This is a genomic window from Pseudomonas sp. AA-38 (assembly GCF_029457475.1).
Lineage (GTDB): Bacteria > Pseudomonadota > Gammaproteobacteria > Pseudomonadales > Pseudomonadaceae > Aquipseudomonas.
Genome location: NZ_CP120359.1, coordinates 1,108,802 through 1,122,088 on the forward strand (window position 1 = coordinate 1,108,802; position 13,287 = coordinate 1,122,088).

At 66.5% G+C, this 13,287-nt stretch carries 12 protein-coding genes; 6 read left to right on the plus strand and 6 right to left on the minus strand.

All coding sequences use genetic code 11. The annotated features are described in order from the left end of the window. Nucleotides 1–42 precede the first annotated feature (42 nt). The 5 genes from PVE35_RS05125 (at nucleotide 43) to PVE35_RS05145 (ending at nucleotide 6,969) form a co-directional block, all read left to right on the plus strand. Nucleotides 43–1,125, plus strand: a complete 1,083-nt coding sequence (locus PVE35_RS05125) for a GGDEF domain-containing protein (protein WP_277374850.1) — start codon at nucleotides 43–45, stop codon at nucleotides 1,123–1,125. 80 nt (nucleotides 1,126–1,205) lie between these two features. Beyond that, complete coding sequence (locus tag PVE35_RS05130) at nucleotides 1,206–1,574, plus strand: hypothetical protein (RefSeq protein ID WP_277374000.1); 369 nt, start codon at nucleotides 1,206–1,208, stop codon at nucleotides 1,572–1,574. Between the two features lie 48 nt (nucleotides 1,575–1,622). Then, nucleotides 1,623–5,057, plus strand: a complete 3,435-nt coding sequence (locus PVE35_RS05135; RefSeq protein WP_277374001.1) for an AAA family ATPase — start codon at nucleotides 1,623–1,625, stop codon at nucleotides 5,055–5,057. Nucleotides 5,058–5,059: 2 nt separating this feature from the next. Continuing rightward, the gene (locus PVE35_RS05140; protein ID WP_277374002.1) at nucleotides 5,060–5,602 is read left to right on the plus strand and encodes an isochorismatase family protein; all 543 of its coding nucleotides are present in this window, start codon (nucleotides 5,060–5,062) and stop codon (nucleotides 5,600–5,602) included. Nucleotides 5,603–5,724: 122 nt separating this feature from the next. Continuing rightward, complete coding sequence (locus PVE35_RS05145) at nucleotides 5,725–6,969, plus strand: SLC13 family permease (RefSeq protein WP_268181759.1); 1,245 nt, start codon at nucleotides 5,725–5,727, stop codon at nucleotides 6,967–6,969. Between the two features lie 4 nt (nucleotides 6,970–6,973). Here the strand turns inward: PVE35_RS05145 and PVE35_RS05150 are convergent, their stop codons facing one another. The 3 genes from PVE35_RS05150 to hmpA are packed head-to-tail and all read right to left on the minus strand — an operon-like array spanning nucleotide 6,974 to nucleotide 9,587. Next, a complete protein-coding gene (locus PVE35_RS05150) occupies nucleotides 6,974–8,149 on the minus strand; it encodes an NnrS family protein (RefSeq protein ID WP_277374003.1) in 1,176 nt (391 codons plus the stop codon). After that, complete coding sequence (locus tag PVE35_RS05155) at nucleotides 8,136–8,387, minus strand: transmembrane sensor/regulator PpyR (protein WP_277374004.1); 252 nt, start codon at nucleotides 8,385–8,387, stop codon at nucleotides 8,136–8,138. The genes PVE35_RS05150 and PVE35_RS05155 overlap by 14 nt, the downstream gene beginning before the upstream one ends. An 18-nt stretch (nucleotides 8,388–8,405) precedes the next feature. Beyond that, complete coding sequence (gene hmpA / locus PVE35_RS05160; RefSeq protein WP_277374005.1) at nucleotides 8,406–9,587, minus strand: NO-inducible flavohemoprotein; 1,182 nt, start codon at nucleotides 9,585–9,587, stop codon at nucleotides 8,406–8,408. Nucleotides 9,588–9,781: 194 nt separating this feature from the next. Between hmpA and norR the strand changes: the two genes are divergently transcribed. Further along, nucleotides 9,782–11,332, plus strand: coding sequence for a nitric oxide reductase transcriptional regulator NorR (gene norR / locus PVE35_RS05165; protein WP_277374006.1), 1,551 nt, complete (start codon nucleotides 9,782–9,784; stop codon nucleotides 11,330–11,332). A 125-nt stretch (nucleotides 11,333–11,457) separates the two neighbouring features. On the opposite strand, the gene PVE35_RS05170 is transcribed toward norR, so the two are convergent. The 3 genes from PVE35_RS05170 to PVE35_RS05180 are packed head-to-tail and all read right to left on the minus strand — an operon-like array spanning nucleotide 11,458 to nucleotide 13,139. Beyond that, nucleotides 11,458–12,384 (minus strand): class I SAM-dependent methyltransferase, encoded by a 927-nt coding sequence (locus PVE35_RS05170; protein WP_277374007.1) that lies wholly within the window; start codon nucleotides 12,382–12,384, stop codon nucleotides 11,458–11,460. After that, nucleotides 12,377–12,715 (minus strand): FKBP-type peptidyl-prolyl cis-trans isomerase, encoded by a 339-nt coding sequence (locus PVE35_RS05175; RefSeq protein ID WP_277374008.1) that lies wholly within the window; start codon nucleotides 12,713–12,715, stop codon nucleotides 12,377–12,379. Before PVE35_RS05175 ends, PVE35_RS05170 begins: the two co-directional genes overlap by 8 nt. Next, nucleotides 12,708–13,139, minus strand: coding sequence for a group II truncated hemoglobin (locus PVE35_RS05180; protein WP_277374009.1), 432 nt, complete (start codon nucleotides 13,137–13,139; stop codon nucleotides 12,708–12,710). The genes PVE35_RS05175 and PVE35_RS05180 overlap by 8 nt, the downstream gene beginning before the upstream one ends. Nucleotides 13,140–13,287 lie beyond the last annotated feature (148 nt).

The following is a 13,287-nucleotide window of genomic DNA, read 5'->3' on the forward strand; positions in this document are numbered from 1 at the left end:
TCGAGGGCTTTCTGATTGGGGAGCGAAAGTGCCGTGATCAATATGTTGGCGCGCTCGCTGGATCCGTTGCTGGGTGTACCTGAGGCGACACGACAGGCGTTCGAGGAGTGGTATCGGCAGGCCAAGATTGCGCAGATTCGTTACGTCGCTTTCCTGACCATGGTGCTGTACCTGATCTACGCCGGCATCGAGCAGAACGTGGAGAGCGATCAGCCGTTTGCGCGATTGCTCATCCATGCACTGCTGGTGCCCGGTGCGCTGCTGGCCATCGGCTTGCTGAGCTTTTACCCCAGGCGGCAGTCCTGGATGCTGGGCCTGCTGACGGTGGCTCCGATCGTGTCGGTGGTGGCCAATCTCTACTTCAACTTCGGTACGCCGCGCTTTGCCCTCTATGCGCCGGAAATCTATCTGAACCTGATGTGGACCTTCGCCATCTCGGGTTTGGCGCTGAAGCGGGCCATGGGCACCTCGCTGGTGTCGCTGGCAGCGATTCTGCTGGTCACCCTCGAGGACTCGCTCGCGCCTGGCCCACAGCGGTTGCACCTGATCTGGATACTGGCGTCGTTCTCCTTCGGCCTGCTCAGCGCTATCATGCTGGAGCGGGCACACAAGCTGATGTTCCTGCATCAGGGCAGCTTGGAGCGGAGTGCCAACCTCGACAGCCTGACCGGCTTGTGGAACCGTTCCTGTACGCAGCGATTTCTGGCCGATGAAGTGGAGCGCGCCAATCGCTATGGCACCCGGTTTTCCGTGGTGTTGATCGATATCGATCACTTCAAGCAGGTCAACGATACCCATGGGCATGCCGTGGGCGACAAGGTGCTGTGCCAGTTCGCCGCCTTGCTGCGTGACAGCGTGCGGGTGGTGGACAGGGTCGGGCGGCTGGGTGGCGAGGAGTTCCTCATCCTCTTGCCGGAGATCGGTGCGCGTCAGGCACAATTGGCGGTCAAGGCGTTGCAGCGGCGTATCAATGGTTTCGAGTTCGATACCGTGCAGAGCAAGACGGCCAGCTTCGGCATCGCCGAGTATCGAGCGGGTGAAAGCGCCGATAGCCTCATGCTGCGCGCCGATCAGGCCTTGTACCGCGCCAAGGCGGCAGGCCGTGACTGCATCGAGGTGCTGTGAAATCCTGCGCAGAGCGATAGAACCCGGGGGCCTGGCTGCCCTCGAACAGGCATACGGAGCATTGTTGGAAAGAGGCTGCCATGCACATACCTTCACTCAAGATCACCATTTCCCTGGCTGTGCTGATGGCCTGCGCCGCATGCAGCAGCACGCCTGAGCGAACGACGGCAGGTGCTGTCACGGACGGATGGCTGGGCCGTTGGAATGGGCCTGAAGGCACTTACCTGGAGATCACCGGTACCCCCGATGACTACCGCTTGACCATTGCCAACCTCGACGGCCCACGGCGTTTCGTCGGGCGTGCGCAGGGGGCGAAGATCGTTTTCGTGCGTGACGGCGTGGTGGAGAGCCTCACTGCCAGCGATGGCGAAGCCACCGGCATGAAATGGCTGCTGGACAAGCACAACTGCCTGACCGTGCGCAGCGGCGAGGGCTATTGCCGCGACTGAATCCTCGATATGCCAGAATGACCGCCTTCAACGGCTTACGACCTGTGCATGAAAATCCTCAGCCTGCGCCTCAAGAACCTCAATTCCCTCAAGGGCGAATGGAAGATCGACTTCGCCGCCGAGCCTTTCGCCGGTAGCGGTTTGTTCGCCATCACCGGGCCGACCGGCGCGGGCAAGACCACCTTGCTCGACGCCATCTGCCTGGCCCTGTATCACCGCACGCCGCGCATGAGCACGCTGTCGGCCAGTGGCAACGAGCTGATGACCCGACACACCGCCGACTGCCTGGCGGAGGTGGAGTTCGAGGTCAAGGGGCAGGGCTACCGCGCCTTCTGGAGCCAGCGCCGCGCGCGGGACAAGATCGATGGCGCGCTGCAGGCGCCCAAGGTGGAGCTGGCGCGTATCGCCGATGGCGAAATCCTTACCGACAAGATCCGCGAGAAGGAAAGCCTGACTGCCGAGCTGACCGGCCTGGACTTCGAGCGTTTCACCAAATCCATGCTGCTGGCCCAGGGTGGTTTCGCCGCCTTTCTCGAAGCCAACGCCAACCAGCGCGCCGAGCTGCTGGAAGAACTGACCGGCACCGAGGTCTATGGGCAGATTTCTCAGCAGGTTTATGAGCGCACCAAGGCCGCCGAACAGGCGCTATGCCTGTTGAAAAGCCGCGCCCAGGGCATGGAGCTGCTGGACGAGGCGCAGCGCGCCGAACTACAGGCCGAGGCCGAACGCCTGACGCAGGAGCAGGCGCCGCTGCTGGCCGAGCAACAGGCGTTGCAGGGGCAGCAGCGCTGGCGTGAGGCGCTGCAGCGTGCCGAGCAGCAGGCCGCTGAGGCCGCACAAGGGCTGGAGCAGGCCCAGCAGCGCCAGGCCGCCGCCGCCGATGACCTGCAGCGCCTGGCTGCCAGCGAACCCGCTGCGCGCCTGCTGCCGCTGCACCAGGCCTGGCAGCAGGCGCAGCATGAGTGCCAGCAGGCCGAGCGAGCTTTGCTTGACCTGCGCCAGCAGATGCAGGCGTGCACCGAGCGTGAATGCCGCGCGCTGTGGCAGGCCAGCCATCATGCGGCGCACTGGCGTGAGCAGCGCCAGGTGGCGCTGACTCAGGTGCAGCGTCAACACGCCGAGGTGCAGGCATGGCTGAGCGAACGCAGCCAGCATGCGCGGCTGGGGGAGCTGCTCAGTGGTTGGGACGAGCGCTTCACGCAACGGGCCAAGGCTGAGCAGGCACTGCAGACTGCGCAAGCGCGACTGAACGAATCCGGCGCGCAGCTCGCCACCTTGCAACGCCAGCGTGAGGAGCAGGGCGCGCGCCTGGCGCAGGCCCAGCAGCAGGTGCAGCAGGCGCGCGATGCCGAGGCGCAGCAGCAGGCCAGCGTGCAGGGCCTGCTGGGCGAAGCGGGAGAGGCTGGCCTGCGCCAGGACTGGCAGCGCCTGCAAGCGCGTAGCCGGGTATTCGACCGCCTGCAGCAACTGGCGCAGAGCCGTGAGGCCCTGAACGCCCAATTGGCCGAGCTGCCGCCGCGCCTGGCCGAGTTGCAGCGCCAGCAGGCGGATAAGAACATCGAGATCAACGCCCTGCGTGAGCGCTACAAGGCACTCAAACAGCAGATCGCTGACAAGGAAAAGCTGCTGGAACAGGAACAGCGCATCCAGGATCTGGAGGCCTATCGCGCCCGCCTGCAACCGGGCGACGCCTGCCCGCTGTGTGGCTCGCACGAGCATCCGGCGATCAGTCAATACCAGGCGCTGAACGTCTCCGCCACCGAACAGGCCCTGGCGCAATGCCGCAGCGAACTGAGCGAGCTGGAGAACCAGGGCGCCAACCTGCGTGATGAGCTGACCCGCCTGGCCGCGCAGATCGAACAGGTGCAGCAGCAACAGGCTCAGGCCCAGGCGCAGTTGCAGCCGCTGGATCAGCAGTGGCAGCAGCAACTGCGCGAGCATCACATCCCGCTGCAAAATGCCGCCGAGCTGAGCCCGCTGCAACAGCAGCACGAGCAGCAACTGGCCGCCCTGCAAACACGCCTGGAGGCCGTGCAGGCGCAGCAGGCTGAGCTGCAGCGCCTGGGCGAGCAGCGCCAGAGGGCCGAGCGCCAGCAGGCCGAGGCGCAACAGCAGCAGGCGTTGCTCGATCGCGATATCGACAACACCCAGGCGCGCCTGACCGAGCAGCAGGCGCACCTCGGCCAGCTCCAGGCCGAGCAGGCGCAGCAGGCCCAAGCGCTGCTGGCCAGCCTGGAGGGCTTCGCCAGCGAGCTGCCCGCCGATGGCGAAGGCTGGTTGGCGCAGCAGAAAGCCAACTGGCTGGCCTGGCAGGAGGCGCAGGCGCGCCAGCAGCAGTTGCACGAACTCGAGCGTGAGGCGCAGCGGCAACTGGACGAAGCCCTGACTCAGGCCGAGCAATGGCAGCACCGCTGGCAGGACGCAGGCGCACCGAGCCAGGAGGAACCCGCAGCGACGGCCAACCCACAGCAGGCCCTGGGCGAGGCAGCCGATCGGCTGGCAGCCAGCCAGCGTGAACGCGACGGCCTGGCTGGCAGTGAGCAGGCCCAGGTGGCGCTACTGGAACGTCTGCAGCTACGCCAGGACGAGTGCCGGCAGGCCTGGCAGCAGGCGTTGACGAGCAGTCCCTTCGCCGATCAGGCGGCGTTCGAGGCTGCCGTGCTGAGCGAAGACGAACGCCAGCGGCTGACGGCGTTCAAGGCCGAACTGGAGCGCGCCCACACCCAGGCCACGACCTTGCTGGCCGCAGCTCAGGCCGAGGTGCAGCGCTTGCAGGCCGAACCGCAGACCCCCTTGAGCCTGGCCGAGCTGACCGAGCAGATTGAGGCCTTGCAGGCGCGTTTGCGCAGCCTGAGCGAACGCCAGGGCGAGCTGCGCGCGCAGTTGCAGGCCGACGATGCGCGGCGCAGCAGCCAGCAGGCGCTGTTCGCCGAGATCGATGCGCAGGCCGACGAACATGCCCTGTGGCAGCAGCTCAACGGATTGATCGGTTCGGCCGATGGCGCCAAGTTCCGCAAGTTCGCCCAGGGCCTGACCCTCGACCACCTGATCCACCTGGCCAACCGCCAACTGACGCGCCTGCATGGGCGCTACCAGTTGGCGCGCAAGGGCAGCGGCGAGCTGGAGCTGGAGGTACGCGACACCTGGCAGGCCGACGTGGCGCGCGACTGCCGCACGCTGTCCGGTGGCGAGAGCTTTCTGGTCAGCCTGGCGCTGGCCCTGGCGCTGTCGGATCTGGTCAGCCACAAGACCAGCATCGATTCGCTGTTTCTCGACGAAGGTTTCGGCACCCTCGATGGCGAAACGCTGGAGGTGGCGCTGGATGCCCTGGACAACCTCAATGCCAGTGGCAAGACCATCGGCGTGATCAGCCACGTCGAGGCGATGAAGGAACGTATTCCCGTACAGTTGCGGGTGCACAAGGGCGTCGGCCTCGGCTACAGCCGGCTCGATGCGCGTTTTGCGGTGAAGGAAGGAGCATGATCATGCTGATGCGAGCGAAGGATTCCACCCTGCTGCTGATCGATCTGCAGGAGCGTCTGCTGCCGGCCATCGACGGCGGCGCGGCGGTGGTCGAGCAGGCCGCCTGGCTGGTGCAGGTGGCGCAGCGGCTCGACGTGTCGGTGATCGCCACCGAGCAGTACCCCAAGGGACTGGGCACCACCGCAGCGGAACTGCGCGCGCTGCTGCCGGACGTGGGGCTGCGCGAGAAGATTCATTTTGCCGCCACCGCAGGCGCTGGGGTGTTCGACCTGCCTGGCGGCGAGCGCCAGCAGTTCATCGTTTGCGGCACGGAAACCCACGTCTGCGTGCTGCAGACAGTGCTTGGTCTGCTGGCGGCGGGGCGCGAGGTGTTCGTGGTGGACGAGGCCGTGGGCTCGCGCCGCCCGCGCGACAAGGCTCTGGGCCTGGCGCGCATGGAGCGCGCCGGGGCAGTGATCGTGTCGCGTGAGATGGTCGCCTTCGAGTGGCTGGAGCAGGCCGGCACCGAGACGTTTCGCGAGGTCAGTCGGGCCTTTATCCGCTGAGCCGGACGTAGCCCGGATGAAATCCGGGTATACCCCAGCAAACGCGATGACGAACACCTGATTCCTCAGTGCTGGAACTAGCGCTAGAGTGCTGCCCTCCCATGCTTGTGGATATTTCCCCCATGACCTTCGCTGCCTGGCTGACCCTCGGCCTGTTCGTGCTCACCTATCTCGGCATGGCTGCCGGAGGCATCCGTGGCTTGCGTGTCGACCGTAGCTGGATCGCCTGCAGTGCCGCCGTGCTGCTGCTGGTCAGCGGCGCGCTGAGCATGCCGGAGGCTGCGCAGCACCTCGACCCCGGCGCGCTGTTGCTGCTGCTGGCGCTGATGCTGGTGTCCGCGCAGTTCGATTTCTCCGGCGTCTATGCCTGGCTCAATCGCTACCTCACCCGGCACGCCACGCGCCCGACCCTGTTGCTGGCCGGCGTGGTGCTGCTAGGCGGTCTGCTCTCGGCGATTCTGGTCAACGATATCGTCGCCTTCGCCCTGACCCCGCTGCTCTGCCGCAGCCTGCAGCAACGTGGGTTGGAGCCGCGGCCCTTCCTGCTGGCGCTGGCCTTGTCGTGCAATGCCGGCTCCGCCGCCAGCCTGATCGGCAACCCGCAGAACATCCTTATCGGTCAGGCCGGCGGCCTGGATTTCTGGGGCTACGTGGCCGTGGCCGGCCCGCCCGCGCTGGCCGCCATGGTCATCGTCCATGGGGTGATCTGGCTGCAGTGGCGGCGGCGCTGGGGGCAAGCCAAGCCCCTGACGGCGAGCGACATGCCGGTGGAGCAGGTCTATGGCGCGCACAGTTACCTCAAGCCGCTGCTGGCCAGCCTGGCCCTGCTGGCCCTGTTCGCCACCAGCATGCCGCGCGAGTTGTCGGCATTGCTGGTGGCGGTGCTGGTGATGGTGTCACGCCGAGTGGACAGCCGTGACTACGTGCACAAGGTGGACTGGAACCTGCTGCTGTTGTTCGTCGGCCTGTTCCTGGTCAGTGGCGCGGCGCTGCAACTGCCGCAGCTTGCCCAGGGGGCGGCGTGGCTGGCCGAACATGGCCTGTTGCCGCAGGGCGTGTGGTCGCTGGCCAGTGCTTCGTTGGTGGCGAGCAACCTGATCGGCAACGTGCCGTTCGTGGTGTTGCTGCTGGGGTTGATGCCGGAGCTGTCGCATTCGGTGCTGATCGGCCTGGCCGTGATGTCCACCCTGGCGGGCAACCTGCTGCTGATCGGCAGCGTGGTCAACCTGATCGTCGCCGAGGGGGCCAAGCGCCACGGTGTCAGCCTGGGCTTCGTCGACTATGCGCGCAGTGGCGTGCCAGTGACTTTGCTGAGCATGGCGCTGGCCGGGCTGTGGCTCGGGCTGGGTGGCTGGCTAGCCTGGTAGGCGTTCACCCGGGATGCCCGTCCACCCGCGCCTGGCACAGCATCGGCGCATAGCGCATGGCGAACAGGGCGAAGGCCAGGCCCCAGCAGAGCGCCGCCAGCCATAACCAGCCGCCACCTGCTACGACCCGAATCAGCGCGCCCAGGTTGACCAGGGCGAAGCCCCAGGCCATGGCCCTGGGCGGCTGCAGGGCGCGCCCGGTATGGCCGAGGCTGACCCGCGCCATCATCGCCAGGATCAGCCCGCCCATCGCGCCCACCGCCAAGGCATGGCTGGCCAGGCTGGATTGCGCCAGCCAGCCCAGGTGCCAGGCGGCCATGCCCAGTGCAGCGAGCAGCAGCCAGGCATAGGCCAGATGCAGCGACCACAGCAGCGGCACGCGCCAGATGCCGGGCAGGTGCCAGCGCCACAGGCGCAGGCCGTGCAGCACCGCCAGCAGCATGAAGGGGATGGCCAGCCAGGGTCGGGGTTGCAGGTTGTGCCCGCTGGCGAACGCCGCTGCGACCAGCACACCACAGACCAGCAGCAGACGATCCAGCCAGGGATGGGTGGCGAAGGCTTCGACCCTGCCCAGGCCGCGCTGGGTGAAGAAGGGGATCACCCGCCCGCCGATCAGGCTCAGCAGCACGCCGATCAGCCACAACGCGGCCAGGGCGCCCCTGCGTTGCAGGCTGTCGTCGCCCTGCGCCAGACCGGTGAGAGTGAGCGTCTGGCACAGGGCGAGCAGGCTCAGCACCAGCAGGATGGGGTAGTTGTTGCATTGTCGCGCAGCGATCAACTGGCGCGCCATCTGCACGATGAACAGGCCGACAAAGGCCAGTTGCAGGACGATCAGCAGGGCCAGCGGTACGGGGACGAACCAGGCCAGGCGCGCCGCCAGCCACAGCCCGCAGAGCAGCATCAAGGGGCGCCCGCTCAGGCCCGGACGGCCCGTCCAGTTCTGCACGGCGGTGAGCAGGAAGCCAGCGATGATCGCCAGACCGAAGCCGAAGGGCATCTCGTGGCGGTGCCAGGCCAGCATGCCACCGGGCACCGCTGGGCTCGCCAGCCCCTGCAGCACCGCCGCCCAGAGGGCGACGGCGAGCCCGGCGAACAGGGCGCCGGCGAGGAAGAACGGGCGAAAGCCCAGGCGCCAGAGCGGGGGGATGGCCAGTACCCGTTTGCGATCAAGCAATTGCATGCGCGCATGCCTCGTCTTTCAGGCATTGCTGCGCGACCAGGCGCAGCACATAGCCGATCTTCAAGATGCTGGGGCCGAGCAGCGTCAGACTGTGCGCCAGTACCAGCGTCGGCACGTTCAACTGCTTCTCCAGGCCATAGGCCGCGACCAGTCCCGCCAGCAGCAGGATCAGGCCGCCCCACAGCAACTGGCTGGACAAGTGCAGAATCTGCAGCGGTGGAAGATTCAGTGGGTACATGGTTCACCTCCTGATCGTTCAGCTATCCAGAGCCGAGGCCGGGCCGAAGAACTCGTAGCGGCTTTGTTCGGCGGGCACGCCCAGCGCCTGCAGGTGACGCTTGACCTGGGCCATGAAGGGTTTCGGGCCGAGGAAGTAGGCGTCCAGGTCGCGCTCGGCCGGCAGCCAGCGTTCCAGCAGATCGCGGCTGAGCAGGCCCGTGGCATCGGCCTGATCGGCCTCGTGCGGTTCGCTGTAGCAGACGTAATGACGAATCTGCGGGTGCGCGGCGGCCTGGGCCGCGACCCAATCGCGGAAAGCATGCACCTGGGCATTGCGTGCGCAGTGGATGAAGTGGATCGGTCGGCCGCTGTGTCGCGCCGCGTCGAGCATGGCCAGTGCCGGGGTGATGCCGACGCCAGCGCTGATCAACGCCAGTGGCTTGTTCGATTCGCTCAGGGTGAATTCGCCAGCCGGCGGGAACAGCTCCAGCTCGTCACCGACCTGCACCTCGTCATGCAAGTGATTGGACACCCGGCCACCGGGCTCGCGCTTGACGCTGATACGGTATTCGCGGCCGTTGGCCAGGGCCGACAGCGAATAGTTGCGGCGCACCTCCTCGCCATCCAGCAGCAGGCGCAGGCCGATGTACTGGCCGGGCTGATGGGCGAGCAGTGCGCCACCGTCCACCGGCTGCAGGTACAGGGACAGAATCTCGGCGCTTTCGCTCACCTTGCGCGCCACCCGGAAGGCCCGGGCGCCGCGCCAACCACCGGGCGCGGCAGCATTCTCGGCATACTGGCGCTCTTCGGCGCCGATGAGGATATCGGCCAGTTGCTGATAGGCCACGGCCCAGGCATCGATCACCGCGTCGGTGGCGATCTCGGCACCCAGCACTTCGCGAATCGCCCGCAGCAGGCAGGCGCCGACAATGGGGTAATGTTCGGGAAGAATCTGCAGCGATACGTGCTTGTTGACGATCTGCGCCACCAGCGGGCCGAGGGCCTCGAGGCGGTCGATATGCCTGGCATACATCAGCACGCCGTTAGCCAGCGCGCGCGGCTGGTCACCACTGGCCTGGTGCGCCTGGTTGAACAGCGGGCGTACCTCGGGGTACTCGCTGAGCATGATGCGATAGAAATGGGTGGTCAGCGCTTCGCCGCCGCTTTCCAGCAGGGGGACGGTGGCTTTGATCAGGTCGCGTTGAGCGTCGGTCAGCATTTGGGTTTCTCCGCAAGGCAAAATAAAAGGCGCCGGGGTGGCTCGTCTGGCCAGTTGTGGCGTGCTAGCGTTAGCGCGAGATACCTATCAGTAAGCGTGCCATTTAATTAGTCCTTAAATATCAATGGCTTGCTTGTTTTGTTGTATTAATGACTCGTCTTGATTCTGGGTCATAAAGACAATGAGTAGTCGAAATGACCGCTAATCCGTTGTTGCAGACCCTGATCCCTCTGGTGGCTGATCTGTCCCGTGAGCTGGACGATGGTGAGCGCTATCGGCGCCTGCTTGCCGCTTTGCGCCAGTTGTTCCCTTGCGATGCCGTGGCCCTGCTGCGCCTCGATGGCGAGATGCTGGTGCCCTTGGCGGTCGAGGGGCTGAGCGCCGACACCCTGGGACGCCGCTTCAGGGTCAGCGAGCATCCACGTCTGGCGGCGCTGCTGGAGCATGCCGGGCCGACTCGCTTCGCCGCCGACTGCGGGCTGCCCGACCCCTACGACGGCCTGGTCGAGGGGCTGCATGGCCATCTGGAGGTGCACGATTGCCTGGGTTGCCCGCTGTATCTGGACGAGCAGCTCTGGGGCCTGCTGACCCTGGATTCGCTCGACCCGGCGCGCTTCGGCCAGGTCGATCTGGATGGGCTGGAGGCCTTCGCCAGCCTGGCCGCTGCCACGGTCAAGGTGAGCGAGCGTATCAGTGGTCTGGCGCGGCGGGTGGAGGCCGAGCGCCAGCTCAATGCGCTGTACCAGCAGACCCGCCAGCAACCGCGCGAGCTGGTGGGACAGAGCGCGGCGCTGCGCAAGCTGCAGGGCGAAATCCGTCTGGTTGGCGACAGCCCGCTGACCGTGCTGATCACTGGCGAGACCGGCGTGGGCAAGGAACTGGTGGCCGAGGCGATTCACGCTGCCTCGCCGCGTGCGCAGCGGCCGCTGGTCAGCCTCAACTGCGCGGCGCTGCCGGATGCCCTGGTGGAGAGCGAGCTGTTCGGCCATGTGCGTGGCGCCTTTTCTGGGGCCATGAGCGAGCGCAGCGGCAAGTTCGAGCTGGCCGACGGCGGCAGCCTGTTCCTCGACGAGGTGGGCGAGCTGCCGCTGGCGGTGCAGGCCAAGCTGTTGCGCGTGCTGCAGAGCGGCCAGTTGCAGCGGGTCGGCTCGGATCGCGAGCACCGCGTCGATGTACGGGTGATCGCCGCCACCAACCGCGACCTGGCAGCCGAGGTGCGCGCCGGGCGCTTCCGTGCCGACCTCTATCACCGCCTCAGCGTCTACCCGTTGCCGGTGCCGCCATTGCGCGAACGGGGGCGCGATGTGCTGCTGCTGGCGGGGTATTTCCTCGAAGAGAATCGCGCAAGGCTCGGGCTGCGCAGCCTGCGCCTGAGTGCGGAGGCGCAGAAGGCGCTGCTGGGCCACGACTGGCCGGGCAACGTGCGCGAGTTGGAGCACCTGATCGGCCGCGCGGCGATCAAGGCATTGGCGCGCCATGACGAGCGTCCGCGCATTCTCAGCCTCGATGTGCAGGATCTGGACTTGCCGGCTGGCGAGGCGAGCACTGCTGTCGAGGCGGTTTTGGATTCCGACGAGCCCGTGCCGGCTGGCATGGAGCTACGCCCGGCGGTGGATGCCTTCCAGCGCCGCTTGATCGAGCAGTGCCTGGCGCGCCACCAGGGCAAATGGGCCGACGCCGCGCGCGAGCTGGGGGTCGATCGCGCCAACCTCAGCCGCTTGGCCAAGCGCCTGGGCGTTCGGTAGGGTGCGCCGTGCGCACCGGATCTATCGGCGTTGGCAGGTGGTGCGCGCAGCGCACCCTACGCGGGAACACCAGGTGCGTAGCCCGGATGCAATCCGGGGCCCGCAATTCCCGGATTTCATCCGGGCTACAACTGGAACACCAGCGCCTTGAGGCCGCTCTCGGGCGAGATGTCGGGGAACTCCGGCGGGTTGTCCAGGCGCTCGACGAAGCGCAACTGCGGCGCCTCGGCGGCCATGCCGTCGACAAGAAAGCCCGGGCCGATATCCGGGTCATTGACGCAGGCCAGCACCGTGCCGTGCTCGCTGAGCAGCTCGGGCAGGCGCCGGAGAATCTTGGCGTAGTCCTGGGTGAGGGCGAAGCTGCCTTTCTGGAAGCTTGGCGGGTCGATGATCACCAGGTCATAAGGCCCACTCTTGCGCACCTTACCCCAGGACTTGAACAGCTCGTGGCCGAGAAACTCCACACGGGAGAGGTCATGGCCGTTCAGGCGATGGTTCTCACGCCCGCGCGACAGTGCGGCGCGGGCCATATCCAGATTGACCACCCGCTCGGCACCGCCAGCGATGGCCGCCACGGAGAAACCGCAGGTGTAGGCGAACAGGTTGAGTACGCTTTTGCCGGCGGCCTGCTGGCGCACCCACTGGCGGCCCAGGCGCATGTCGAGGAACAGACCGCTGTTCTGCTTGCTGCCCAGGTCGAGCAGGTAGTGCAGGCCGTCCTCGATGATCGGCCATTGCGTCTGCGCCTCGCCGGCCAGCCATTCGCTTTCGCTACCCTGCACATAACGGTGCTGCAGCAGCAGGCCACGGGCGCCGCTGGCCTGCCATTGCGGCGTCTGCAGTAGTTCCATCAGCAGCGGTCGCAGCGCTGGCGACGGCTCGCGAAACAGCATCACCAGAACGATGCCGGACAGCCAGTCGACGGTGATCTGCTCCAGAGCCGGCCAGCAGCGACCACGGCCATGAAACAGGCGGCGCGTCTCGCTGCCAGGGTGGTTTTCCAGCGCTTGTAGCAGGTGCTCGCGCAGGGTGATGAGGGCGGCGTCAGTCATCGCGGGTCAGTACTTCCAAAAGCTCGATCTCGAAGGTCAGGTCGGAATTGGGTGGAATCGAGCCCACGCTGCGTTCGCCATAACCGAGGTGCGCCGGCACCTGCAGCTTGCGCTTGCCGCCCACTTGCATGCCCATCAGGCCCTGATCCCAACCCTTGATCACCCGGCCGGTGCCGATCACGCACTGGAAGGGTTTACCACGCGAGAAGGACGAGTCGAACTCCGTGCCGTCGGCCAGCCAGCCACGGTACTGGGTGGTGATCAGGGCACCCTTGACTACGGCCTTGCCGTCGCCCGGTTGCAGGTCTTCGATGATCAGTTGGTCAGTCATGTCGGGTTCCGTGTCGGTTATGGGCAGCCTGGAGGATGCGCTGCGCAGGCACGCGCAACTGGGTCAGCAGGTAGTCGGCGAAGGCCGGGTCATAGTCTTGCAGGGCGATGGCGCCGGCCATGCAGTCCAGCCAGGCTTGGGCGAGGGCGGCGTCCACCGGCCACTGGGCATGGAAGGCGGGGATGCTGATGCTGCCGTACTTCTCGGCGAACAGGCGCGGCCCGCCCAACCAGCCGCTCAAGAAGCACGCCAGCTTGTCGCGGGCGGCGCTCAGGTCGGCCGGGTGCAGCGCGCGCAGAGCGGCGGCCTCGGGGCGCTCGTCCATCAGCCGGTAGAAGTCATCGACCAGGCGGCGCAGGCCATCGATGCCGCCAGCGGCCTGGTAGGAGGCATCGAGGGTGCCGTAGGGAGGTGTGTTGCTCATCGAACCATCGTCCGGAAAAGGCGCCATTGTAACCGCTGGCGTAGAATGGCCGACTAGTTTGGTTCGAGGTAATGGGCAACTGCAGAGGCCGTTTCTTCCCTCTCCCATGAATGGGAGAGGGGGTAGGCCGTGCGTGTCTGAAACGATG